The 22,978-nt window shown below is 69.9% G+C and carries 21 protein-coding genes; 12 read left to right on the forward strand and 9 right to left on the reverse strand.

The window, feature by feature from the left end; genetic code table 11:
• Positions 1 to 602: 602 nt before the first annotated feature.
• The 3 genes from AB0F17_RS16300 to AB0F17_RS16310 all read left to right on the forward strand — a co-directional run bounded on the left by AB0F17_RS16300 (position 603) and on the right by AB0F17_RS16310 (position 4,665).
• The gene (locus AB0F17_RS16300; RefSeq protein ID WP_358022763.1) at positions 603 to 872 is read left to right on the forward strand and encodes a LysM peptidoglycan-binding domain-containing protein; all 270 of its coding nucleotides are present in this window, start codon (positions 603 to 605) and stop codon (positions 870 to 872) included.
• Positions 873 to 1,390: 518 nt separating this feature from the next.
• Positions 1,391 to 1,846 (forward strand): transcriptional regulator NrdR, encoded by a 456-nt coding sequence (nrdR, locus tag AB0F17_RS16305; protein WP_214636146.1) that lies wholly within the window; start codon positions 1,391 to 1,393, stop codon positions 1,844 to 1,846.
• Complete coding sequence (locus AB0F17_RS16310; RefSeq protein ID WP_358022766.1) at positions 1,843 to 4,665, forward strand: vitamin B12-dependent ribonucleotide reductase; 2,823 nt, start codon at positions 1,843 to 1,845, stop codon at positions 4,663 to 4,665. Before nrdR ends, AB0F17_RS16310 begins: the two co-directional genes overlap by 4 nt.
• Positions 4,666 to 4,770: 105 nt before the next feature.
• Here AB0F17_RS16310 and AB0F17_RS16315 read toward each other — a convergent pair whose 3' ends face one another.
• Entirely contained in the window at positions 4,771 to 5,268 is a 498-nt protein-coding gene (locus tag AB0F17_RS16315) for a methylated-DNA--[protein]-cysteine S-methyltransferase (protein ID WP_358022769.1), read from the reverse strand.
• Entirely contained in the window at positions 5,265 to 6,755 is a 1,491-nt protein-coding gene (locus AB0F17_RS16320) for an AlkA N-terminal domain-containing protein (protein ID WP_358022772.1), read from the reverse strand. The genes AB0F17_RS16315 and AB0F17_RS16320 overlap by 4 nt, the downstream gene beginning before the upstream one ends.
• Positions 6,756 to 6,886: 131 nt before the next feature.
• Here AB0F17_RS16320 and AB0F17_RS16325 point away from each other — a divergent pair, with 131 nt between their 5' ends.
• Genes AB0F17_RS16325 through AB0F17_RS16345 form a run of 5 tightly spaced genes read left to right on the forward strand, consistent with a single transcriptional unit; the run spans position 6,887 to position 10,427 of the window.
• Positions 6,887 to 8,290 carry a DHA2 family efflux MFS transporter permease subunit gene (locus AB0F17_RS16325; RefSeq protein WP_358022774.1) on the forward strand — a complete coding sequence of 468 codons (1,404 nt, stop codon included), beginning with the start codon at positions 6,887 to 6,889 and terminating at the stop codon, positions 8,288 to 8,290.
• A 2-nt stretch (positions 8,291 to 8,292) separates the two neighbouring features.
• On the forward strand, positions 8,293 to 9,021 hold the full coding sequence (locus AB0F17_RS16330) for an SGNH/GDSL hydrolase family protein (RefSeq protein WP_358022778.1): 729 nt from the start codon (positions 8,293 to 8,295) through the stop codon (positions 9,019 to 9,021).
• Positions 9,022 to 9,051: 30 nt separating this feature from the next.
• The gene (locus AB0F17_RS16335) at positions 9,052 to 9,480 is read left to right on the forward strand and encodes an HD domain-containing protein (protein WP_358022781.1); all 429 of its coding nucleotides are present in this window, start codon (positions 9,052 to 9,054) and stop codon (positions 9,478 to 9,480) included.
• Entirely contained in the window at positions 9,462 to 9,896 is a 435-nt protein-coding gene (locus AB0F17_RS16340) for a PIN domain-containing protein (RefSeq protein WP_358022784.1), read from the forward strand. The genes AB0F17_RS16335 and AB0F17_RS16340 overlap by 19 nt, the downstream gene beginning before the upstream one ends.
• Positions 9,897 to 9,947: 51 nt before the next feature.
• On the forward strand, positions 9,948 to 10,427 hold the full coding sequence (locus tag AB0F17_RS16345) for a cupin domain-containing protein (RefSeq protein ID WP_358022787.1): 480 nt from the start codon (positions 9,948 to 9,950) through the stop codon (positions 10,425 to 10,427).
• 38 nt (positions 10,428 to 10,465) lie between these two features.
• Here AB0F17_RS16345 and AB0F17_RS16350 read toward each other — a convergent pair whose 3' ends face one another.
• From AB0F17_RS16350 to AB0F17_RS16375, 6 genes are all read right to left on the reverse strand, one after another.
• The gene (locus AB0F17_RS16350) at positions 10,466 to 10,828 is read right to left on the reverse strand and encodes a nuclear transport factor 2 family protein (RefSeq protein WP_358022790.1); all 363 of its coding nucleotides are present in this window, start codon (positions 10,826 to 10,828) and stop codon (positions 10,466 to 10,468) included.
• Positions 10,829 to 10,884: 56 nt separating this feature from the next.
• Positions 10,885 to 13,578 (reverse strand): LuxR C-terminal-related transcriptional regulator, encoded by a 2,694-nt coding sequence (locus AB0F17_RS16355; RefSeq protein ID WP_358022793.1) that lies wholly within the window; start codon positions 13,576 to 13,578, stop codon positions 10,885 to 10,887.
• A gap of 263 nt (positions 13,579 to 13,841) precedes the next feature.
• On the reverse strand, positions 13,842 to 14,462 hold the full coding sequence (locus tag AB0F17_RS16360) for a GAF domain-containing protein (protein ID WP_358022795.1): 621 nt from the start codon (positions 14,460 to 14,462) through the stop codon (positions 13,842 to 13,844).
• The gene (locus AB0F17_RS16365; protein WP_358022798.1) at positions 14,452 to 15,324 is read right to left on the reverse strand and encodes a S8 family serine peptidase; all 873 of its coding nucleotides are present in this window, start codon (positions 15,322 to 15,324) and stop codon (positions 14,452 to 14,454) included. Before AB0F17_RS16365 ends, AB0F17_RS16360 begins: the two co-directional genes overlap by 11 nt.
• Positions 15,321 to 18,338: an AAA family ATPase gene (locus AB0F17_RS16370; RefSeq protein ID WP_358022801.1), complete on the reverse strand. Its 3,018-nt coding sequence runs from the start codon at positions 18,336 to 18,338 to the stop codon at positions 15,321 to 15,323. Before AB0F17_RS16370 ends, AB0F17_RS16365 begins: the two co-directional genes overlap by 4 nt.
• A complete protein-coding gene (locus AB0F17_RS16375; RefSeq protein ID WP_214635615.1) occupies positions 18,335 to 18,535 on the reverse strand; it encodes an aroma-sacti cluster domain-containing protein in 201 nt (66 codons plus the stop codon). The genes AB0F17_RS16370 and AB0F17_RS16375 overlap by 4 nt, the downstream gene beginning before the upstream one ends.
• A gap of 180 nt (positions 18,536 to 18,715) precedes the next feature.
• Here AB0F17_RS16375 and AB0F17_RS16380 point away from each other — a divergent pair, with 180 nt between their 5' ends.
• The 4 genes from AB0F17_RS16380 (at position 18,716) to AB0F17_RS16395 (ending at position 22,211) form a co-directional block, all read left to right on the forward strand.
• On the forward strand, positions 18,716 to 18,997 hold the full coding sequence (locus AB0F17_RS16380; protein WP_358022804.1) for a StsA-related sactipeptide RiPP: 282 nt from the start codon (positions 18,716 to 18,718) through the stop codon (positions 18,995 to 18,997).
• 87 nt (positions 18,998 to 19,084) lie between these two features.
• Positions 19,085 to 20,527, forward strand: coding sequence for a StsB family radical SAM/SPASM domain sactipeptide maturase (gene stsB, locus AB0F17_RS16385; RefSeq protein ID WP_358022807.1), 1,443 nt, complete (start codon positions 19,085 to 19,087; stop codon positions 20,525 to 20,527).
• A gap of 12 nt (positions 20,528 to 20,539) precedes the next feature.
• On the forward strand, positions 20,540 to 20,818 hold the full coding sequence (locus AB0F17_RS16390; protein WP_358022810.1) for a PqqD family protein: 279 nt from the start codon (positions 20,540 to 20,542) through the stop codon (positions 20,816 to 20,818).
• Positions 20,819 to 20,825: 7 nt separating this feature from the next.
• Positions 20,826 to 22,211 (forward strand): FAD-dependent oxidoreductase, encoded by a 1,386-nt coding sequence (locus AB0F17_RS16395; RefSeq protein WP_358022813.1) that lies wholly within the window; start codon positions 20,826 to 20,828, stop codon positions 22,209 to 22,211.
• Here the strand turns inward: AB0F17_RS16395 and AB0F17_RS16400 are convergent.
• Positions 22,171 to 22,890 (reverse strand): response regulator transcription factor, encoded by a 720-nt coding sequence (locus AB0F17_RS16400; RefSeq protein ID WP_358022816.1) that lies wholly within the window; start codon positions 22,888 to 22,890, stop codon positions 22,171 to 22,173. The genes AB0F17_RS16395 and AB0F17_RS16400 overlap by 41 nt on opposite strands.
• Positions 22,891 to 22,978 lie beyond the last annotated feature (88 nt).

Below are 22,978 nucleotides of genomic sequence, written 5' to 3' on the forward strand. Positions count from 1 at the left end.
CGCCGCCGCCTGGCGAAGGTGTACGGCCTAGGGGCGCAACCGAACGCTCGGCAGATCCCGGGCGCTCAGCAGGTCTGGGGCGCTCAGCAGGTCTGGGGCGCTCAGCGGAACTTGGCCGCTCGGCAGATCCGGGGCGCTCAGCGGAACTTGGGCGCTCAGCGGGCCCCGAACGCTCAACGGGGGCTGGGCGATCGGTGGAGGCCGGGGACTCGTCGCTTCGTGCGCGGGATGGCCATGTGGAGGCGGTGCCGCGTGGAGGAGTGGAGGACCCGTCCCGTGAGGCGGCGGTCCGGTCCGAGGGGCGGTCGCGCGGGGCGAGGGGCCGTTACAGTGCGCGGTCTCGCGGTGCCGGTGAGCGTGTCGGGGGTCGGGATCATGAAGTGGTCGGCCGTTCCGGTGGCCGGGGTCGTGAGGTGGCCGGGCGTTCCGGGGGTCGGGCCCGTGAGGTGCCGGGCTCGTACGCCCGCCGCCCCCGACGCAAAGGCGGCCTGCCCGCAGAGCGGACCCGTCTGTCCAGGAGGCGTGCCGGTGTCTCGCGGCGAGGACGGCGCAATCCTCCCGTACGGCTCACGCGGCGGGGACGGGCCGTGCTGGTGATGGCCATGGCTCTGCTGTCCCTGGGCGGCTTCTGGCTCGGCACCCGCGCGGTCAGCCTGGCGAACGTGGCGCCCCCCGTACCGAGTCACGCGGGTTTGCCCTGGGTGACCGTCCACGAGGGAGACACGCTCTGGACGATCGCCGACGCGGTGGCGCCCGACGAGAACGACCCCGGAGCGGTCGTGACCGAGATCAAGCGTCTGAACGGCCTGCCCGACTCGCTCATCCGCCCCGGCACCCGCCTGTACGTCCCGAGTGCCCGCGCCCTGCCGTAAGCCGGGAAACGAGTCTGAGCGACAAACTGCTTCGGCCGTCTGCCTGATGGCCGGGTCGACCTGGATGGTCTGGGTGACGGCCACGGTGAGCTAAAGGCGGCACCGTGCCGTGCCGGTCCGAAATCGGTCCGTCCCCAACCGAAACCTCGGGGACGAGTGCGGACAGATGTGCCGTACGAGATGCCTGTGAGCTGTGTTCACCCACGTGAGACCGGCGAACCAAGGTGACGCACGAGCCCAGGAACACGCCCTCCCCACCCGGTGTTGACGACGACACGCCCGGGCCGGACTAAGGTGGCCTCGCGGATCAGCGACTTCGGTGAGAAGGCCGCGCCCAACTTGCGTTCATGGTCGCTCGCTTCTACGGTTGGACCACAACATCTAGTAGTTACACCGATGTAGTTCACCACAAATTGTGTTTCTGTGACCGCACCATGGCGAGCCGTGGTGCGTGCGCGAGCGTACGCGGACGAGTGCTTTACGCCTGTGGTGACCACGTGGTCGAGGAGGGCGAAAGCGTGCATTGTCCGTTCTGTCGTCATCCCGACACGAGGGTCATCGACAGCCGCTCGACAGAGGACGGCGCGGCCATTCGGCGCCGCCGTACCTGTCCGGAATGCGGGCGCCGGTTCACCACGCAGGAGACCGTACTGCTGATGGTGAGCAAGCGCAGCGGAGTGACAGAGCCGTTCTCGCGCGACAAGGTCGTCGCGGGCGTGCGAAGGGCCTGCCAGGGCAGGCCGGTGAGCGAGGATTCGCTGGCCCAGTTGGGGCAGCGTGTCGAGGAGGCCATCCGGGCCAAGGGTGCCGCCGAGCTCCCCTCCAACGAGGTGGGGCTGGCGATCCTGGGCCCGTTGCGGGAGTTGGACGAGGTGGCCTACCTACGGTTCGCATCGGTATATCGCGGTTTCGAGAGCCTGGCGGACTTCGAGGCCGAGATCGAACAGTTGAAGGCGGAGAAGGGGGAGTCATGACGGAGACGGCAAGCGGTTCAGTCGCGCGCGGAGGTAAGCGTCCGCGCAAGGGGCTCAAGATGAAGCGGATCTTCACCAAGCCCGGTGTGCACCCCTATGACGACATCAAGTGGGAGCGCCGCGACGTCGTCATGACCAACTGGCGCGACGGCTCGATCAACTTCGAGCAGCGGGGCGTCGAGTTCCCCGAGTTCTGGTCGGTCAACGCCGCCAACATCGTCACGACCAAGTACTTCCGCGGCGCCGTGGGCACGCCGCAGCGCGAGTGGAGCCTCAAGCAGCTGGTCGACCGGGTCGTCGGCGTCTACACGAAGACCGCGGTCGAGCACGACTACTTCGCCACCGACGAGGACGCCGAGATCTTCGACCATGAGTTGAAGCACGCGCTGACGCACCAGGTGTTCGCGTTCAACTCGCCGGTGTGGTTCAACGTGGGCACCGCGAGCCCGCAGCAAGTGAGCGCCTGCTTCATCTTGGCCGTGGACGACACGATGGAGTCGATCCTCGACTGGTACAAGGAAGAGGGTGTGATCTTCAAGGGCGGTTCGGGCTCGGGGGTCAACCTCTCCCGCATCCGCTCCTCGAAGGAACTCCTGTCCAGCGGCGGTACGGCCAGCGGCCCGGTCTCGTTCATGCGCGGCGCCGACGCGAGCGCGGGCACCATCAAGTCCGGCGGCGCCACCCGCCGGGCGGCCAAGATGGTCGTGCTCGACGTCGACCACCCCGACATCGTGGAGTTCGTGGAGACCAAGGCCCGCGAGGAGGACAAGGTCCGCGCGCTGCGCGACGCCGGGTTCGACATGGACCTGGGCGGCAAGGACATCGTCTCGGTCCAATACCAGAACGCCAACAACTCGGTGCGCGTCTCCGAGGAGTTCATGCACGCGGTGGAGAAGGGTGACGGCTTCGCCCTGCGCGGCCGCCTGACCGGCGAGGTCATCGAGAAGATCGACGCCCGGGACCTGTTCCGCAAGATGGCCAAGGCCGCCTGGGAGTGCGCCGACCCCGGCGTCCAGTACGACGACACGATCAACGACTGGCACACCACCCCCGAGACCGGGCGCATCACCGCCAGCAACCCGTGCAGCGAGTACGTCCACCTCGACAACTCCTCCTGCAACCTGGCCAGCATCAACCTGCTGAAGTTCCTGAAGGACGACGACACCTTCGACGTCGCCAACTTCGTCAAGCTGACCGAGCTGATCATCACGGCCATGGACGTGTCGATCACGTTCGCCGACTTCCCGACCGAGAAGATCGGGGAGACCACCCGCGCCTACCGCCAGCTCGGCATCGGCTACGCGAACCTGGGCGCGCTGCTCATGGCCACCGGCCACGCGTACGACTCCGACGGCGGCCGCGCGGTCGCCGGGGCGATCACGTCGCTGATGACCGGTGTGTCCTACCGGCGCAGCGCCGAGCTGGCCGGGGTCGTCGGCCCGTACGACGGCTATGCCCGCAACGCCGAGCCGCACAAGCGGATCATGCGCAAGCACGCCGCCGCCAACGACGACCTGCGCACGGTCGGCTCGACGGACGCCAAGATCCACGCCGAGGCGTCCCGCCAGTGGTCGGAGTGCCTCAAGCTCGGCGAGAAGTACGGCTACCGCAACGCCCAGGCCAGCCTGCTCGCGCCCACCGGCACCATCGGCCTGATGATGGACTGCGACACCACCGGCATCGAGCCGGACCTGGCGCTGGTCAAGTTCAAGAAGCTCGTCGGCGGCGGCTCCATGCAGATCGTCAACCAGACGATCCCGCGCGCGCTCCGGCAGCTCAACTACCAGCAGGAGCAGATCGAGGCCATCGTCGAGTACATCGCCGAGCACGGCCACGTCGTCGACGCCCCCGGCCTGCGCAGGGAGCACTACGAGGTGTTCGACTGCGCGATGGGCGAGCGGGCCATCGCCCCGATGGGCCACGTCCGCATGATGGCCGCCGCGCAGCCGTTCCTGTCGGGCGCGATCTCCAAGACGGTCAACCTGCCGGAGTCGGCCACGATCGACGACATCGAGCAGGTCTACCTGGAGGGCTGGAAGCTCGGTCTCAAGGCGCTGGCGGTCTACCGCGACAACTGCAAGGTCGGCCAGCCGCTGTCCGCCGGCGGCAGCAAGAAGGATGCCGAGCGGATCGAGAAGGCGGCCGAGATCGCCGAGCCCGAGGTCCGGGTCATCGAGGTCAACCGGCCCACCAGGCGCCGGATGCCCAACCAGCGGCCGAGCATGACCACCCGTTTCACGGTCGGCGGCGCCAAGGGCTACATGACCGCCTCGTCCTACCCCGACGACGGGCTCGGCGAGGTCTTCCTGAAGATGTCCAAGCAGGGTTCGACGCTGGCGGGCGTCATGGACGCCTTCTCGGTGGCGATCTCGATAGGGCTCCAGTACGGCGTGCCGCTCGAGACGTACATGAGCAAGTTCGTCAACATGCGCTTCGAGCCCGCCGGGATGACGGACGACCCCGACATCCGGATGGCCACCTCGGTGATGGACTACATCTTCCGCCGCCTGGCCCTCGACCACCTGCCCTACGACGAGCGGGCGGCGCTGGGCATCTTCTCGGCCGCCGAGCGCGCCGCGCAGCAGCGCGGCGAGGACCCGGCCGCGCAGCAGGAGACGGTCGACCGTGAGGCGCTGGCCCAGTCGGCGCCGATCGAGACGAGGACCGAGCCGGAGCCGGTGCGGGAGCAGCTCACGCTGGAGAGCCACCAGCGCATCACCGCCGACGCGCCGCTCTGCATGACCTGCGGCACCAAGATGCGCCCGGCGGGCAGCTGCTACGTCTGCGAAGGCTGCGGCTCCACCAGCGGCTGCAGCTAGTTCGAGGCTCTTTGAGGGCGTGAAACAGCAGATCAGCGGCGGGAAGCCCGGCTTCCCGCCGCTGATCTGCTGTTGTCGCGTTCCGCCCGACCGACGGTCCTCAGTTCAGAAGAGAGCGGCCCCGATGGCGCCTCTTTCGAAGCTGAGGAGATGCTGCTTCGTGGCCAGGCCGCCGCCGTACCCGGTGAGGTCGCCGGTGGAGCCGATGACGCGGTGGCAGGGAACGATGATGCCGATCGGATTCTTGCCGTTGGCCAGGCCCACGGCCCGGGCCGCCGTCGGCTGTCCGATCCGGTCGGCGAGCTGACCGTAGGTGATCGTCTCGCCGTAGGGGATGTCCCGCAGGGCCGACCAGACCCGTTGCTGGAATGGGGTGCCGGCGAAGACCATGGGCAGCTCGAAGACCGTCCGCCGGCCGTCGAAGTAGGCCTGTAGCTGGTTCGCGACCTCGGTGAAGGGTTCCGGGTCGGGGTCGCCGAAGGTCTCCTGCGGAGGCCGGTGCCGCTGGCGTCGCATGTAGAGGCCGGCGAGGGTTCCGCCGACCGCGACGAGGGTGAGCGGGCCGACAGGGCTGTCCACCACGGTGTGCGTCCTGTGGGTCATGGTGCGTTCTTTCGTGAGTCGGTGGGCAGGTGGTTGATGGGGTGGTCGCCGGTGGCCCACAGGTACTGAACGGCGTACGCGCGCCACGGTCGCCAGGCCGCGGCGCGGCGGGTGAGCGCGGCAGGGGTGGCGGGGAGTCCGAGTTCGCGGGCGGCGATGCGGATACCGAGATCGGTGGGGATGAAGGCGTCCGGGTCGCCGAGGGCGCGCATCGCGATGGTCTCGACGGTCCAGGGCCCGAGTCCCGGCAAGGCCGCGAGCTGCGCCCGCGCTCGGTGCCGGTCGCCTCCGACGCTGAGGTCGATCTCGTTGCCGGCCAGGGCGGTGATCAGCCCGATGAGCGTGGTACGGCGGGCCTGTGGGAGGGCGAGCGCCGCCGGGTCCAGGCCGGCCAGCGCGGACGGAACGGGGAAGAGGTGGGTGAGGCCTCCGGCGGGGTCGGTGATCGGCTCACCGTGGGCGGTGACCAGCCGGGCGGCGTGGGTACGGGCGGCCGCGGTGGACACCTGCTGCCCGAGGACCGCGCGTACCGCGAACTCGAACGCGTCGACGGTGCCAGGCACCCGGCGACCGGGGTCCTTGTCCACGACGGGAGCCAGCACCGGGTCGCCGCGCAGCAGATCGTCGACGGCGATCGGGTCGGCGTCGAGATCGAGGAGGCGCCGGCACCGGCTGATCGCGGTGGACAGGTCGCGCAGGTCGGTGAGGGACAGTTGGCAGCCGATGTGGTCGGGTCGCGGGCGCAGGGTGGCGATGCCGTGGCCGTGGGGCAGGCGCAGGGTACGGCGATAGGCGCCGTCGCGCCACTCCTCCACCCCTGGTACGGCGGTGGCGGCGAGGTGGCCGAACAGGTTGCCGGGGCACAGCGGAGCCCGGAACGGCAGCCGCAGCGACAGCACCCCCGGGGTTTCGGCCGGGCGTCCACGGGCGACGCGATCACGTAGCCGGGTCGGCGTCAGGGCGAAGACCTCGCGCACGGTCTCGTTGAACGTGCGGATGCTGGCGAACCCGGCTGCGAAGGCCACATCGCCCATCGGCAGGGCCGTGGTCTCGATCAGCAGCCGGGCGGTCTGGGCCCGCTGCGCCCGCGCGAGTGCGAGCGGTCCCGCTCCGAGCTCGGCGAGCAGTTGCCGTTCGATCTGCCGGGTGCTGTAGCCGAGTTGTGCCGCCAGGCCGGGGACACCATCGCGGTCGACGATCCCATCGGCGATCATGCGCATCGCCCGCGCCACCACGTCGGCGCGCTGGTTCCACTCGGGGGAGCCCGGACTGGCGTCGGGACGGCAGCGCTTGCACGCCCGGAACCCGGCCTGCTGCGCCGCGGCGGCGCTGGGATAGAAGCGCATGTTCTCGACCTTGGGCGGCACCACCGGGCAGCTCGGCCGGCAGTAGATCCCGGTGGTGATCACCGCCCCGAAGAACCAGCCGTCGAACCGGGCGTCCTTGGATCGGACCGCCCGGATGCACTGCTCCACGTCGTCATGCACCCTGCCAGCATCGCCTGCGGCAGGCCATCGGGGCTGGCGGAAATCCGACATGACCATGATGTCGGTCCTGCGCGCGGTGTCGTCGCAAACTCGCCAGACCACGATGGCCGCCCGCTGCTGGACTGCTCGCCATGACCATCTCCCGTTCGAAGGCGGAACCGCCGATCAGCACCTGGCGGCCGCTCCCTCTGTTGCTGGCCTGCGGAGGTTCCTTCCTGGCGTTCCTCGATGTGACGATCACCAACCTCGCGGTGCCTGCCCTGGCAGTCGACTTCGGCGGAGTCGACCTGACGTCGCTGTCGTGGGTGGTGACCCTCTATACGATCCTTTTCGCCGCGCTGCTGGCCCCGGCCGGGCGGCTGGCCGATGTGCTCGGGCGCCGCCGCCTGTTCGCCGTGGGGGTCGCGGTGTTCACGGTCGCGTCGCTGCTGGCGGCGCTCGCACCGACGTTCGGGCTGTTGCTGGTGGCGCGCGGAGCACAGGCCGTGGGGGCCGCGGCGCTGATGCCCGCGTCGCTGGCGTTCGTGCTGGCCGACACTCCCGTGGCGCGCCGGGCGAGCGCGATCGGCCTCTGGAGCGCCGCCGCCTCGGTCGCCGCGGCTCTGGGACCGGCGCTCGGGGGAGTGCTCGTGGACGCCTTCGGCTGGCGCTCGCTCTTCTTCGTCAACGTTCCCGCGGGGGTCGCCCTCTGGTTGCTCGCCCTGCGCATGCCCGCGGTCGCGACCACCCGTAAACGTCTGCCCGACGTGGTCGGCACCATGCTGCTGGCCGGCGGGGTCGCCCTCCTGGTGGTCGGCGTCACCCAGGGGCAGAGCTGGGGATGGACGAACGGCTGGACGCCGGCGTGCCTTCTCGGCGCCACGGCGGCGGTCGCCCTCTCACTCGTTCGCTCGTCGCGGCACCCTGAGCCGGCGGTGCAGATCACCCTCTGGCGCACCCGTACCTTCGCCGGTGCGAACGTCGTCTCGGTGCTCTTCGGCGTCGCGCTGTACGCGTCGCTGCTGCTGGGCGTGCTGTTCCTCACTGAGGTGTGGCACTACTCCGAGCTTCAGGCCGGTCTGGCCATGACCCCGGGCGCCATCGCGTCGGCCGTCGTGGGACTCATCGTCGGCCGTATCGCGCGCCGGCCATCGCCGCGGACCCTCACGGTGATTGGCGCGCTCGGGCTCGCCGCCACCAGTGGGGCGCTCGCGCTGTGGCTGCCGGCAGAGCCGGACTTCCTCGGCGTCTGGCTTCCAGCGGGGCTGATCAGCGGTGCGGGCATGGGCGCTGTGAGCGTCGGCGTCTCCAGCGCCGCGGCCCTGTCGGTGCCGCCGCCGAGTTTCGCCGCGGGCACCGGCTTGAACATCGCGGCTCGTCAGGTGGGAGGCGCGCTTGGCGTCGCCGTGCTCGTGGCCCTGCTCGCCGGGCACACTCCCGCCGGCGGCGTGGCCGACTTCACCCACGTCTACCTCGTCTGCGCCGTTGCCGCCCTCGCCGCCGCGGCGGTCGGCACCCGCCTCAGCCTCGTGACCAACCCGGGAACAGGAGCCTGATCATGGAAACCGACGTCGGCCACCTGCGCGAGACAGCCGATCCGTACTGCCGCTGGCCGGCCGGATCGGCGACGCTGATGCGCTCCGCGCCCTGGCGACGCCTGGTGGTGCTGGGCGACAGCGTCGCCGCCGGCATCCGGGAGTCGCTGGACGGCTACCGCGATCTGGACGCCGCAGCCCGCGTTGCCGAGGCGCTCGCCGCGGCGCACCCGTCGTTCAGCTATCGCAATCTTGGGGAGCGGGATCTGCGTGCTGCCGAGATCCGCGAACGGCAACTGAGACCCGCACTCGATCTGCGACCTGATCTGGTGATCGTCGCGGCCGGGGGTAACGACGCTCTGCGACGGTCGTTCGACGAAGAGCGCTTCGTCGACGAGCTGACCTCCATCGTCAGGCCGCTCGTCGCCCAGGGGGCGCGGCTTGTCACGATCGGGCTCTTCGACCTCGCGCGTTCCGGACTCGTACCGGAGCCCTATGCCGACCCGATGGCGGAGCGTTTCGACCGGCTGGACGTGCTCACCGGCCGGATCGCGGCCGAGCACGGCGGGGTTCATGTCGACAACCACGGCCATCCCCTTGCCGCCGACCCCGGTATCTTCGCCAGCGATCGTATTCACTGCAATGCGCGCGGCCACGCTATCGCGGCCGCAAACCTGGCCGGGGCACTCGGCTCACTGCTCACAAAGGAAGTGTCCGAACCACCCCCGAATATCGCACCGGACGACCTCTGATGGAGTTACTACCGGTGGTAGCATCGCTTTATGGACGCTGAGCCAGACCGTGAGTTTGAACGCCGGCTACGAGCCCTCATGAGTTCGTCCGCATCCATGAACGTCGCACCTGCTGATCTCGCGGCCATGCTGGCGTTCGTGCACGACGTGGGAAGGACATCTCCGATCTTTCAGGAGAGGGCGGCACGTCTCGAGGATGCATTGGTCGCCCATGGTGATCGCCCAGAGCGCTCGGCCAAGGCGCGCAAGATCAGTGTTTCCATGCCCGAGGATTTGACCGCGGCCGTGCAGCAGCATGTGGGGCGAGGTGAGTTCAGCCAATACGTGACCGCGGCTGTGGCGCGCCAATTCGAGCTGGATCTGCTGGCTGAGCTGTCTTCCCTGCTCAAAGCCGATCATGGAGCCATTCCTGAGGAGTTCGTGGCGGAGGCGGAGGCGGCGTGGCCGGACGCCGGGTAGCCACTGGCGGCACGCTGGTCCTCGACAGCGAAGGTCTGTCCAAGCTCGCGGTAGGTGATGCACGGGTACGGGCCTATCTGGAAGTCGCCCGCAGCAGAGGCGCCAGAGTCGCGGTCAGCGCGATCACCCTTGCCGAAGTGCTGCGTGGCGGTGCGCGTGATGCTCTGGTCCACCGTGTGCTGACTCGAGTGAACAGAGTGCCGGTGACGGAAGAGGTCGCTCGTCGTGCTGGTGAGCTACTAGGCGAAACCGGATTGTCGGGTCACCGCTGCGCCATAGACGCCATAGTCGCCGCGACCACGCTGTCTCTGACTCGCCCGGCTGTGCTGTTGACCAGCGATCCTGATGATATGAGTCGTTTGGTGGAGGACCCCGGCTGCCCCAAGGAACGACGGATCATCGTCGTGCATGTGTGACGGCCGAGGACCGGGTCTCCGCATCACTATTCAGATGAAGACAGGACAGCTATGACCTATCCACCACCGACCTACCACGGGGAAACCGGCGAGCCGGGGGCGACGTATCGGCGCCCGGACGCGGTTCCCGAGCTGATCTACCCGAGCGGCAACACGGTGCACTACCTGGCGACCGGCGCGTCGACCAACGGGCAGTTCGGGCTCTACCGCTGGGAAATGGGGCCAGAGCCCAGTGGCCCCGCGGCGCACTTCCACCGGTCGATCTCTGAGTCGTTCTTCATCCTGTCCGGCACCGTGCGCATCTACGACGGGCGGCGCTGGATCGACACGACGCCGGGCGACTTCGTGCACGTCCCGGAGGGTGGCGTGCACGCGTTCCGTAACGAATCGGGCGCGCCGGCATCGATGCTGCTGCACTTCGCGCCGGGCGCGCCACGAGAGGGATACTTCGAGGGGCTGCTCACCCTGGCGGGCAAGAGCGACGAGGAGAGGGCGGAGTTCTTCCGCGAACACGACACGTACTGGCTGTGACTGCGAACTGGTACCTGGCCGGACGCGGGTAGAACCCGTCAGAACATGCCGTGCGGCACCTCCTCCGGTTCGGGGACCGGCTGGACGACGTCCCAGTGCTCCACGATCAGCCCGTCCTCGAGCCGCCAGAAGTCCGCGACCGCCAGCCCGCGACCGCCCTCTCGCGGGATCAGGTGATAGTGCATCACCACGAGATCGCCCTCCGCGACGACCCGCTTGAGCTCAAGGCGCGAGCTGGCCAGGGGAGAGTTCTTGATGAAGTCGATGAAGGCCCGTCTGCCCGACGGGTTGCCCGGGCTGTGCTCGATGAAGTCCTCTCGCAGGAGCGTCTCAAGGACCTCGATGTTGCCGGCGGCGAACTCCGCGAAGCCGGACATGATCAGTTCTTTGCTGCTCGTCATGAGAGAACGCTGACATCGGCCGAGGGGTGGTGTCGATTACATGCCAGGTAATGCGGCTAGTTGGGCCGCATTCGGCAGGCATCACCCCGGAGGAGCTCCTGAGCAGGGGGCTCCTCGCCATCCGGCTGGCCCAGCACCTGCGCGAGGGCGTCGCGCCCGGACACCCCGAGCTTGGCGTACACCCGGCCCAGATGGTTGTTGACGGTTCGGAGCGAGAGGCCGAGGCGGTCGGCGACGGCACGACCGGGCAATCCCGCCGCGGTCAGTTTCGCCACCTGCAGCTCCCGGGGAGTCAACGACACCTCGCTGCCCGTCAGGTCCGTCAGCGGCGTGCGGGCGCCGTCGCACGCGGTCAGCAGTTCACGAGCGAACACGAGTGTGGCCTTGGCCGCTGTCCGCCGACGCGCCCCGGCATGCAACCGGTGGGCTGTCGCGGCCGCCTCCGCGGCGGGCAGCAGATGGCCGAGGCGATGAAGCCTCTCGGCCGCCTCCGCGAGCAGGTGGGCGTCGTCCGTGGCGAGCGCGGTGGCCATCGTGGCGAAGGCCGCCGTCGCAGGTGCGGCGGTGTCCCTGGCGACCTGGTGCAGCCGGTCGCACACCTCGTTCGCGGCGCCGAATCGCGCGGCGTCGAACAACGCCAGGGCTTCGAGCATCGGCGCTCCGGCCTTGCCCGCGGTCTTCGCGGCCCTGAGGGCGTGGCCGGCGGCGTTGGGGAGATCGAGCGCGGCGGCGGCGACCCAGGCGCGGTTGCGCTCGATCCAGGCGTCGAAGAGCGCACCCCGTGGTGGTGGGCAGCCGTCCATTCGGCTGAGCCACGCTTCCGCCTGGACGGTGTCTCCTGCCATCGCGTGCGCGCCGGCCAGTTCGGCCAGGTAGACGCCCTGCAATCGCAGCGGGTCGTGCTCGCCGAGTAACACGACCGCCTCGCGCAGCGCCTGCTGTGCCGGCTTCACCCGTCCCTGGGCCTTCGCCACCACGCCGCGCACGATCGCCCACACGCCGACCATGGGTGCCGCCAGCTGCGTCTCGACGGCTTCTCGATAGGCGATTTCCACGGCCTTGGCCGCGGTGGTGAGCGCGCCCGCCAGCAGGAGGGCGAGGCATCTGGCGGCGCCGACCTGAGCCTGGGTCCAAGGCGAGGCGATCCGGTGCGCCGAGGCGACCTCCAGGCCGGTGGCGCTCGCTCGTTCGACGAGGCGGATGTCTCCCATGAGACCCGCGGCGATCACGACCGCGGTGGCCGCCCGTGCCGTCGCCTCCGCCGGCAGCCGCGGTCCTGGCCGGGTGAGCAGTGCCGTACCGATGGAGAGAGATCCCGCGACGTGTCCCTCGATCAGCATCGTCCAGGCTCGCACCGCCTCCGCCGCCCGTTCGCCGGTCGGATTCCCCTGAGCCGGTGCGGTTTCATGCTGCCAGTACTCGATCTTCTCCCTGAGTATCGCCCGCCGGTCGGCGCGTTCCTCGTTGTCGCATTCCTCTGGAGCCGGGAGTACGTCGGCCGCGTCGACGAAGCGGCCCTGCAACGCCATCACCTCGGCCAGGGTCAGGTTCGCGTCCACCCCGCCGTCGGCGGCACCGGACGCGGTCGCCAGCCGCTCGGCGACATCGAGGTCCAACCGTTCGGCGGCGCGTTCCGCGGCGGCCAGCAGTTCCGGCCCGGAGGAGTCGCGGCCCGCGGTGAGCCGCCACATGACCAGCTCGAGTGCGTCGTCCGCGCGACGGCGTGGCGATGCGGCGAGGGACTCGGCCAGCCGCGCCCAGATCGCGTGCGCTCGGGCGCGTGGCATGCGCGCCCGGATGACCTCCCCATACGCGGGTATCGTGAGTCGCGTCTGGTGGCGCGCTCCGGAGGGTTCGACCATCACCAGCCCCTGCCGTTCGGCCTGCACCACGGCGGAGTGCCCGGTGAGGTCCTCGAGCACGGGCTGGCCGAGCGGCTCCTTGCAGGCGAGCACCTCGAGCACGGCCAGCACGGCCGGATCGTCGACCTGCATCTGCGCCTCGATCAGATCACCGAGCCGGCCGGTGATCTGCAGGTGACCGCCCAGATGCCAGAGGCCGTCGAGCCGCAGCAGCGCGGATCCCTCCAGCGCGGACTGGGCGAGCTCTCGCAGCACGAGCGGGTTGCCGGCGGACAGGCGGCGGAACGTGTGCCGCGTGACGGCGTCCAGCGGAGCGCCCAGGCCGCGTTCGAGCAGCGTGTCCATCTCGCTGTCGCTCAGCGGCCGCAGCTCGACGCGGCGTGCCACCCCTTCCTTCCACAACGCCGTCATCACGTCGGGCGCCGTCTGCCCCTGCCGTACCGTGAGCAGGACGAAGGTTCTTGTGTGCACGGCGAGCTGATAGACGAGCGCGGCCGAGACGTTGTCGAGCAGATGGGTGTCGTCCACGACGAATATGGGCCGCTTCCCGGTGGGAGCACTGAACCGTTCCACGATCTGGCCGAAGATGTGCCCCGTGACGGGGCCCGCGGCATCGTGTGGGGGCGCCAGGTGCAGCAATGAGCCCAAGGGGATCGCCCCGGCGGCCCGGGTCCCGGTCGCCCAGGCCGTCGGGTGGCCCGCCGCGGCGAGCCGCGTGACCGCTTCCTTGGCCAGGCGCGTCCTGCCCACACCCGGTGGTCCCACGATCATCACACCGCCGACGTCCGCCTGCGTCGCCGCGTCCATGACCGTGCGCAGCGCCGCGGCGCGCCCGACGAGTGGCCATAAGTTCCCGGGGCGTGCGTCGTGCGAATGGCTGTCTGCCATGTCGTCCCTTCCGGATGTCGTCACACTGCGACGTCGTGCCCTGACCGGAGATGAGTCGAGCGGCGATCCTCGTGCCGCGTCCCTCCACCTGAAACTCAAGCAGGTCCTTGATCAGCTCCATGTGAAGGGTTCTCCCCTTTGACGCCCTTCAAACAGGCGTGGCCGGAAGGTGACGTGGCGGCGTCCAGCCACGCCAACGGCCCCCGCTTGAGGCCGCTCAAGGGGGGTGGCGTCGACGTCGATCCTGGGAGGTGCGGCGACCGTTACGGTGCGAGGAGGTCGTCGGCGATGGCGAGCAGGCGTACGGCTGCCGCCTCCGACGACCGGGCCTTCCCCTGCAGCCTCTCGCCGATCCGCCGCAGGAGGACGTGCGGGTCGCCGTCGGGCTCCCGGTCATCGCTCCGTCGTACGTGGAGCAGGAGTTCCAGGGCGCAGGCGGCCTGCGTGGCGAACAGGCCCAGGAGCTCCACGTCGTCCAGATCGCTGCGGGAGGCCGTGCGATCCAGCACCTCCAGGACGCCCACGCATTCCTCGAACCGGATGAGCGGCGCCGCCATGATGGTCCGCGGGACGTAACCGGTGGATTCCGCGGCGTCCTGGGCGAACTGCGTCACGGCCGACACGTCGTCCGCGACCATCGGCTGCCCGCTCGCCGCGACCCAGCCGGCGATCCCCGTTCCCGCCGGAAAGTGGCTCCCGACCAGTTGTTTCTCGCCCGCGCCCGACACGGCTTCGAAGACCAGGTCACCGGTGTCCGGATCCACGAGGAAGATGGACGCGGCGGCGGCGCCGAACATGTGGCGGGCCACCTCGACGATGGACTGCAGCAGCCGGTGTTCGGTGCCGTCGAGGGACTCGGGAGAGTCAGAGAAGTCAGCGGACATGGGCCTCTCCGTTGTGCGTCGTGGTGTTGTCCGCGGCCAGGTAGAGGACCGTCTTGAGCTGGAACGGCGTCAGCCACGGATGCTTGCTCAGGATGAGCGCGCAGATGCCGGTGATGTGCGGTGCCGCGAAGCTGTTGCCGGTGCTGCGGATCTCCCGGCCGCCGGGCCAGGCGACCGGCACCCTGACCCCTCGCGCGAGGAACTCCGCGGGCGGCGCGGGGTTGTAGTAGTACGTCATCGGGTCCGCCTCGTCGTGGCTGGCCACCGAGACGACCGAGGAGAACGTCCACGGGAAGCTGAGCACCGGCATGTTGTGCGCCGCGGCGACCAGGAGGCAACGCCGGAAGTAGGCGCGGTCGGCGAGCTCGTGCAGGGATTCCCGCAGGGCCGACTTCGTGCTGGAAAGACTGAGGTTGACCAGGTCGAACCCCTCGTCGATGGCCCAGCGCAGCCCGGTCACGAGGGCGTCGCCGGTGCCGGACTTCCCGTCGGTGAGCGCGCGGACGGAGGTGATCGCCGCGCCGGGGGCGACCGACTTGATCACGCCGGCGCAGGCCGTGCCGTGCCCCGCGGGGTCGACGGGGGCGCACTCGGCGACGGTCAGCCCGCCCTCGTCCCCGCGGACGACCTCGACCGACCGGTCAAGGTCGCCGATCTTGGGATGGTCGCCCGCCACGCCCGTGTCGACGACGCACACGCGTACTCCCGTGCCGTCGGACCCGCCCCATGCCCACTCCCTGGTCACCTCCGCCAGCGGGCTGATCTGGAAGGACTCCGGGGCCTGCCGGGTGGTGGCCAGCCCCCACGCGGGCACCCCGGGGAAGTGCGCCCGCTGGTCCCGGCGCCAGGGCGGCGTGTTCATGACAGTCCCTTCATCCAGTCACGGACTCGCCGCGCCGGCAGGCTCGCGCCCTTGCTCAGGTACGCGTCGAGCGCGCGCCGGGCGGCTTCGGCCGGGTCGCGTCCGGCGGCCCGCTGGATCCGGGCGATCTCCACCAGGACGTCCCCTTGAAGACAAGGGTCATCGGTCGATTCGAGCAGCGCGGTCGCGCGTTCCGCGGCGCTCACCGCGTCCGCGTGCGCACCGTTGAGCGATGCGATCGCGCCTCTCATCACGATGGCCGTGAGCTCGCCGCGGAGCTGAGGAACCCCCGCCTCGCTCCGCGCCAGCTCCCCTGCCGCCTGCCGGACGTCGCCCCGCCGGAGGGTCTCACGCGCCGCGTAGACCTCCAGGGTGGCGGCGGACCCTCCGTGCCCGGCCGCACGGAGCGCGGCGGCGGCCCGCGTGAACAGGCCCCTCGCGACCTCGTGGTTCCCGTCCAGGGATTCCACCAGCCCCCGCACCTGGACGACCGCGATCGCCGAGAGGCCGAGGTGCAGCTCCTCCGCGTAGTGGCCGGCCGTGTCGAGCGACTCGCGGGCGCCGCCGAGGTCGCCGGAGAGCGCGAGCAGGCGGGCCCTGGTCAGGAGCACCGGCACCAGCAGGGCGCGATCGCCGGCGAACCGGGCCAGCAGGCCGGCGCAGAGCGCGAGCCCTTCCGGCACCGGGGTGGAGGACCATTGCACCAGCTCGCACAGCCCGCCGAGCAGACGGTCCTCTTCGTAGCGGTCGCCCATCGGCCGGGCCCGCTCGAGCCCGTCCCGAAGCGCCCGGTCGGCGGCGCCGAAACGGCCGTCCTCGATGTGGATCAGGGCTTGGAGCTGGTGGAACCGGCACCAGCTCAGGTCGTCTCGGGGGTCGAGCGCCAGCCGCCCGCGAAGGGACTCGAGTTCCGGCGCGCGGGCGCCCGAGCGGAGGGCGAGGACCTCCCGCTGGATCACGCAGGTGAGCCGGTTCCGCGGGTCTTCCGGCAGCAGTTCTTCCGCGCGGTCCAGGGCCGCGGCCGCCGCGACGGCCTCCCCCCGTGCCAGCTTCGCGTCGCTGATGCGAACGGCCAGTGATCGATGCTCGTCCCTGCCCGGGGGCAGCATCTCCCGTCCCTGCTCGAGCAGCGCGATCGCCGCGGGCAGGTCTCTGCGGTGCAACGCCTGACCGCCGTCCCTGATGAGCCGGTCCGCGGCCCGGTCGGTCAGCTCGGGCAGCAACGGATCGCCGGGGCGTACCTGCCGGGTGAGGCGGCAGGCCGCCAGCAGGTGCCGGCTGACGTCTCCGGATGCCGAGCCGGCGAAGGGAGCGTCGTCCGAGGCGTCGGCGGCCCGGTCGCCGAACCAGTCGGCCAGCCTTCGGTGCCAGTCCGCGCGCACCTCCTTGCTCGTCAGCGCGTACACGGTCTCCCGGGTGAGGGTCTGGGTGAACTCGTACGATCCCAGGAGCGCACCCCGACGGATCAGGCGGTCGCGCTGTAACCGCCGCAGCGGAGTCGCCGTCAGGGGAGGCTCGCCGTCGAAGAGGGTCTCCAACTGCTCCACCGTGAAGGACTGCCCGATGGTCGCGGCCCTTTCGAGCATGTGGCGCTCCGCCCCGCCCAGCCGATCCAGCCGGGCCCCGAGCAGCGCCTGGATGGTGGGCGGGAGGGCGACGGCGCCCTCGGCGAGGGTCTCCAGCATCAGCTCGGCGAAGAGCGGGTTGCCGTCCGAACCGTGGATCACCCGCTGATACGTGCCGTCGTCGTCGTGGGCGACGACGTCCGCCCGCTCGGCGCGGAGCTCGGCGACGAGCCGGGTCATGTGCGGCGGGCTCATCGGGCCGAGCTCCAGCGACATGGCGCAGGTCATGCCTCCGCCCCAGGAGGGGCGGGCCTCGTAGAGCTCGGGCCGGGCGACGCAGACGAGCAGCACGGGCACGTCGGCGAGCCACGCCGCGCAGTCCTCGATCAGGTCGAGGAGGGTCGGCTCGGCCCACTGCAGGTTGTCCAGCACCACCACCAGCGGCCGGTCCCGCGCCAGAACCTCGAAGAGCGATCGTACGGCCTGCGCGATCTCCGCGACCCCGGGAGTGTCCTCGTAGTCCGCGTCACCGAGGCACGCCAGGCCGCGCAACGCCCGCGCGCCTTCCGTGCCCACGGCCTCGGCGAGGGCGGGCCACTCGCCGTTGAGGGCCTCGAGCAGCTCCGTGATGGGCCGGTACGTGGCGCCGATGCCGTAGGACGGGCACCGGCCGGTGAGCACGGTCACGTCCTCGGGCAGGTTCGTCAGGAATTCCCTGACGAGCCGGGACTTGCCGATGCCCGGAACGCCGAGCAGGGTCGCCATGCAGCACTGCCGGTCGCGTGCGGCGCGGTCATGGAAGCGCGTGAGCTGGTGCAGTTCCTCGGTCCGGCCGATCAACGGGATCGTGTCGGTCTCCGGCCCGCCGCGATCGGGCTCCACGGCGATGAGCCGCCACGCCCGTACCGGATCTCTCTTGCCCTTCAGCGTGAGCGGGGGGACGCCGTCCAGCAGCGCGTGCTGCCTGACCAGGCGGGCCACGTCGTCCCCCAGGAGGATCTCGCCGGCTCCCGCCGCGGACTGCAGCCGGCTCGCGGTGTTGACCGCGTCACCGATCACCCGCACGTTCGAGCCGGATCCGTCGGCGACCATCACCTCGCCGAAGGCGATGCCGCAATGGGCGTCCAGCCGGACTCCGTGGGTGGGGGCTATCTCGGCACTGAGTCGGCGCACGGCCGACATCGCCGCGTCCGCGGCTAGGACCGCCCGGAGCGCGTCGTCCTCCCGGCTCACCGGGACGCCGAACACCGCCATGACCGCGTCGCCTATGTACTTCTCCACCGCGCCGCCGTGCTCGAAGATCTCTGTCCTGCAGGCGGCGTAGTAGCGATCGAGGATCCGCAGGAGCAGTTCGGGGTCGAGACGCTCGGCGAGCTCCGTCGACCCCACGATGTCGATGAACAGGACCACGATGTGACGACGGGTGGGTCGTGGGTCCCTGTCGCTCATACGAGCTTGAGCTCCTGTCCTTCCACCTCGCCGGCGTGGTCGTCCAGACGCTTCTTGATCGAGTTCAGTACGGCGACCTCGGTCGCCGTGAGCTCGGCGAACACCCTTCGCTGCCGCTCATCGAGCAGGTCGATGGGATGCCCGGCCGCCCGCAGCGTGGCCAGTGCGTCGAACCCGCCCGATCCGGTTCCGTTCATGAACCACAAGCCTGAAACGGCTCATCGGCGATCGCAAGAGATCCGGACACCCACATTCGTGTGGTCGGCGCTCTGCCAGGTGAAAGGCGGTGAGCCCACGTTTGTGGGGTTGTGTCGCCTCCGCATCGCCAGCCGATACTCGACCTGCAACGCATCCCCCTAAGACGGAGAGGTGAAGGCATGGCCTTCGATCCGAAGGAAGCTCTGCGTGAAGCCGGCGTCCTGAACGACCCGATCGCCGCGGAGGTCGAGGCGGCGTTCGCCACCCTGACCAAAGAGGAAACCGACCTGCTCATCTCGCTCAAGGGCAAGCTGCCCACCGCACTGCCTCTGGTGATGGCGGGTGGGCAGTGGGAGCGGCCCGAGGTTGAGGCGCACAACGAGGGCGAGGCCGAGGCGTCGTGCCTGTGCGGAGCCTGGTCCGGCTCCGGGTCCAGCGGGCCGGCCAAGCCGGCCTCCTAGTTCGACGGCTCACGGGTGCGGTCCCGGTCGCATGTCGCCGGACATGGCCGGGGTCGCTCCTGCCGCAGAGAGCGTGAAGGGAAATGGATGTCTGGGAAGCTGGCCCGGAACCACTCGCTGTTCGACGTACCAGAAGACCTCACCTATTTCATGCACGATGGGGCTTATCTGGTCGTCAACCCGCATTCCGGCGGTCGGTGTGTCCTCGATTCGCGGGAGTTCGGCGTCCTGCAGACCTTGGCCCGGCCCTACGCTCGGCTCGAAGAAACCGCTGAGACCGATCGGACCCTCGCGAAACTCGTTCTGGCGTGGATCGTCTACTACAACGGGAACCATCCGCGGATCAAGCTGAAAGAGCCGCCGCTCCGCATGGCTTACTACGCCATCACCGACGGGTGCAACCTTCGCTGCCCCTACTGCTACGCGTCCTCGGAGAAGTGCCTGCCGGGTGAGCTCAACACCGAGGAGTCGCTCAGCCTGGTCTCTCAGATCGCCGATTTCGGCGCCTCGACCGTGGTCTTCACCGGCGGCGAGCCCATGCTCAGGAAAGACCTGTTCCAGATCGTGGAGCATGCCAATCAGAGCGGCCTGAGGTCGAACATCATCACCAACGCCACCATGATCAGGACTCCCGCGATGGCGCGGCGGTTCGCCGAGCTGTTCAACGCGGTCACGGTGAGCGTCGACGGCGGCACGGCCGAAACGCACGACCGCACACGGGGCGAAGGCTCCTTCGCCAAGACCCACCGAGCCCTGCGGCTGCTCAACGACGTGGGCGTAACGCCGATGATCAACCACATCGTCACCTCGGAGAACGTCGAGGAGCTCGAGAACTTCGCCTCGTTCATGGAGGGGATCGAGGTCGACAGCATCCGGCTGATGTACCACAACAACCTGGGCCGGGGCGAGAGCGACGAGTACGACTTCGGCTGGGAGGACCATCTGAGGATCCAGCAGCTCACCTGGACCTCACCTGTGGCCGGCAAGCTGCTGCCGGACGGGCCCAAGACGCTGCAACTGTGCTCGGTGAAGGCCAACTGCGGGATGGGCGGGAACGAGATCTACATCAACTCGCTGGGCGACGTCTACCCGTGCAAGCTCGTCACGGGACGCTCGCACCTCGCGGGCAACGTGCGACGGCAGCCCCTGGCGGAGATCTTCGGCAGCCCGGTCCTGTACGACATGCGGACGAGCTCCGTGTTCGGCGGCGACTACCACGCCGACTGCGCGAGGTGCTACATCAAGTCGTCCTGCGGCGGAGGCTGCCGCGCCGCTCACATGGCCGAGTCCAAGGACCTGCGGCGCAACAGCCGCCACCAGTGCAGGATCCTGCGGCACGGTATCGTCACGCAGCTCTGGCTGGAGTCCGGCGTCGATCCCGCGGAGCTCGCCGAGGACGCCGGGATGCAGACGCCCCGCCTGCTCGCCAACGACGACATCCATCCGGTCTTCGACGACTGGAAGACCTACGTTCTCCCCTCGGCCGACGCCGTCAAGGTCGGCGAGCTGCTTCCCATAACACCGGTATAGAGGAGGTGGAGTGTGTCACTCCAGATCAGTGACGCTGTGATATGGCAGGAGACCTCGGGCGGCATCTCGCTCTACCACGCCGAAACCGGGGAATTCCGCACCTTGAACGAGACAGGTTCCCGGATATGGACGCTCGTCGCGAGCGACGGGGAGCGGGAGCCGATCGTCTCGAAGCTGTCACATGAGTTCGCCGGGGACAACATCGCGGTGAGCGTTCGCATCCTGAAGGACGTACAGGAGTTCCTCGGCAGCATGATCGAACAGGGTCTGATCGAAGAGCGTCCGGCGTGAGGCCTGCATGACCAGAGCGGTCGTCCTCGGCGGGGGCTTCGCGGGTGTGCTGGCCGCCGCCGTGCTCGCCAGGCACGCGGACGACGTGATCGTGATCGAGAACGATCATTATCCGGCCGATCTCCGTGCCCGGCGGGGGCTGCCCCAGTCACGGCACAGCCACGTCCTCGTGGCCGGTGGCGCGCGGGCGCTGCAGGAGTTGCTTCCGGGGACCCTCGAGGCGCTCTTCGCCCGCGGCGCGCATCGCCGGCGCCTTCCCGGCGACGCGCTGATCCTCGCCGCGGCGGGGTGGTTCCGGCGGCTGGACACCGAGGCGTACCTCATCTCGTGCAGCCGGGGACTCCTGGACCAGGTGGTGCGGCAGCGGGCGCTGGGCGCCGTCTCGACCTGGCCGGGCACGCAGGCGCTCGGCCTGGTGGGAGACGCGAGCCGGGTCACCGGGGTCTCGGTCAGGCGCGAGGGCGCTCCGTCGGAGATCATCGAGGCGGATCTCGTCGTCGACGCGACCGGGCGGAGATCGAAGGCGCCACGGTGGCTGGCCGAGATCGGCGTGGCGGAGATCGAGGAGGTGACCGTCTCCTCCGGGCTGGCCTACTCCACCCGGGTCTATCAGGCGCCTCCCGACCTCGCCGGTGAGACTCCGGCCATCATGATCCACCCGCGTCCGGTGAGCGGGCGGCCCGGCCAGGGGGCGACGTTGTTCCCGATCGAGGACGACCGGTGGATCGTCACCCTGACCGGCACCCGGGGCGGCGAGCCGCCCGTGGACGAGCTGGGCTTCGCGGACTTCGCGCGCTCGCTGCGCGACCCGATCGTGGCGGAGCTCATGGCGGCGGCCACGCCGCTCGGCGGCATCCGGCCGTACCGCGACACGTCGAACCGGCGGAGGTTCTTCGAACGCGTACGCCTGCCCGCCGGCTTCGTCGCGATCGGCGATGCGGTCGTCGCGGTGAACCCCGTCCACTCGCACGGGATGTCGGTCGCCGCCCTGAGCACGCTCAGGCTGGACAAGGAGCTGACGCGGCGCGGGCTCGGTCCGTCGGCCTTCCCCGGGTTGCAGGCGGCCATGACGGCGGAGGCGGATGTGTCATGGCGGATGGCGGTCGCGCAGGACCGGGGACCGGCCGGGCGGGAAGCGACCGCGTTCGAGCGCGAGATCGTCACCCGCAGGACCCGGGCCTTGCTGAGCAGCCCGCAGCTCGCCGCCGAATTCTTCGGCGCGCAGACCTTGACGCGGGCCGCGAAAGACGGCCCGGCGGTGGTACGGGCGCTGACGGGGGAGCCGGATCCCCTTCTCACCACGGAGGAGGCCGTCAGGCAGCATCCCGCGCTGTACGCATGGTGGAATTCGGCTACCCGTGTTCGCGCCGGAGGTGCGCCGAGCCGACGGTGATGAAGCCGGATTCGTACGCGATGCCGACCGCGTGCGCCCGGTTCACCGCCGAGAGCTTGGTGAGGATGCGAGCCAGGTGCGAACGGACCGTTCCGGTGCCGATGCCGAGCTTGTCGGCGATGCCGGCGTTCGACAGGCCGGCCGCGACGAGAACCAGCACCTCGGCCTCGCGGCGGGTGAGTTCCGCGAGCCGGTGATCGACCCCGGTGGTCACCGCGGCGATGCGATCACGTAGCCGCGTGATCATCGAGCTGGAGATGAAGGTGTGCCCGGCCGCGACCAGCCGGATCGCGGGCACGATCTCCTCGAACAGCGACGCCCGGTGCACGAAACCGCCCGCGCCCCCGAGTAACGCGCGCCCGAGCAGCTCCTCGTCCAGCGTTTCGGAGACCACCAGCACGCGCATCCGGTTCCTCGCCTGCGCCGCGACGATACGGGTGAATTCCACGCCGTCCGCCTGCCGCAGCGCCGCGTTGACGACCGCCACCCTCGGCCGATGCCGGACGACCAGGTCGCCCAGCCGGTCGGCGGCGCCCGCCTCGCCCACCACGTAGATGCCATTGCCCATGTGGAGCACGCTCCTGAGCTTGGCGCGCACCACCCGGTCCGGCTCGCCCACGACGACCCGGAGAGCGGGCATGGCCTCGCCCGTGGGGGTGCACTCCATCGGTTGTGCCACCTGACCACCCGAGTTTGAGCGCGGTTGCTCTTCCGGCACACTATGCGCGCCCGCCCTGCGGACAGCCAGAGCAGCGGGGTTACTCAAG

The organism is Nonomuraea sp. NPDC026600 (assembly GCF_040638335.1).
Taxonomy (GTDB): Bacteria; Actinomycetota; Actinomycetes; order Streptosporangiales; family Streptosporangiaceae; genus Nonomuraea.

Bases quoted from the DNA above. Each gene is read 5' to 3' on its own strand.
- AB0F17_RS16300 (WP_358022763.1), top strand. From the start codon at position 603: ATGGCTCTGCTGTCCCTGGGCGGCTTCTGGCTCGGCACCCGCGCGGTC.
- AB0F17_RS16310 (WP_358022766.1), top strand. From the start codon at position 1,843: ATGACGGAGACGGCAAGCGGTTCAGTCGCGCGCGGAGGTAAGCGTCCG.
- AB0F17_RS16315 (WP_358022769.1), bottom strand. From the start codon at position 5,268: ATGACCCACAGGACGCACACCGTGGTGGACAGCCCTGTCGGCCCGCTC.
- AB0F17_RS16325 (WP_358022774.1), top strand. From the start codon at position 6,887: ATGACCATCTCCCGTTCGAAGGCGGAACCGCCGATCAGCACCTGGCGG.
- AB0F17_RS16330 (WP_358022778.1), top strand. From the start codon at position 8,293: ATGGAAACCGACGTCGGCCACCTGCGCGAGACAGCCGATCCGTACTGC.
- AB0F17_RS16335 (WP_358022781.1), top strand. From the start codon at position 9,052: ATGGACGCTGAGCCAGACCGTGAGTTTGAACGCCGGCTACGAGCCCTC.
- AB0F17_RS16345 (WP_358022787.1), top strand. From the start codon at position 9,948: ATGACCTATCCACCACCGACCTACCACGGGGAAACCGGCGAGCCGGGG.
- AB0F17_RS16350 (WP_358022790.1), bottom strand. From the start codon at position 10,828: ATGACGAGCAGCAAAGAACTGATCATGTCCGGCTTCGCGGAGTTCGCC.
- AB0F17_RS16355 (WP_358022793.1), bottom strand. From the start codon at position 13,578: ATGGCAGACAGCCATTCGCACGACGCACGCCCCGGGAACTTATGGCCA.
- AB0F17_RS16360 (WP_358022795.1), bottom strand. From the start codon at position 14,462: ATGTCCGCTGACTTCTCTGACTCTCCCGAGTCCCTCGACGGCACCGAA.
- AB0F17_RS16365 (WP_358022798.1), bottom strand. From the start codon at position 15,324: ATGAACACGCCGCCCTGGCGCCGGGACCAGCGGGCGCACTTCCCCGGG.
- AB0F17_RS16370 (WP_358022801.1), bottom strand. From the start codon at position 18,338: ATGAGCGACAGGGACCCACGACCCACCCGTCGTCACATCGTGGTCCTG.
- AB0F17_RS16375 (WP_214635615.1), bottom strand. From the start codon at position 18,535: ATGAACGGAACCGGATCGGGCGGGTTCGACGCACTGGCCACGCTGCGG.
- AB0F17_RS16380 (WP_358022804.1), top strand. From the start codon at position 18,716: ATGGCCTTCGATCCGAAGGAAGCTCTGCGTGAAGCCGGCGTCCTGAAC.
- stsB (WP_358022807.1), top strand. From the start codon at position 19,085: ATGTCTGGGAAGCTGGCCCGGAACCACTCGCTGTTCGACGTACCAGAA.
- AB0F17_RS16395 (WP_358022813.1), top strand. From the start codon at position 20,826: ATGACCAGAGCGGTCGTCCTCGGCGGGGGCTTCGCGGGTGTGCTGGCC.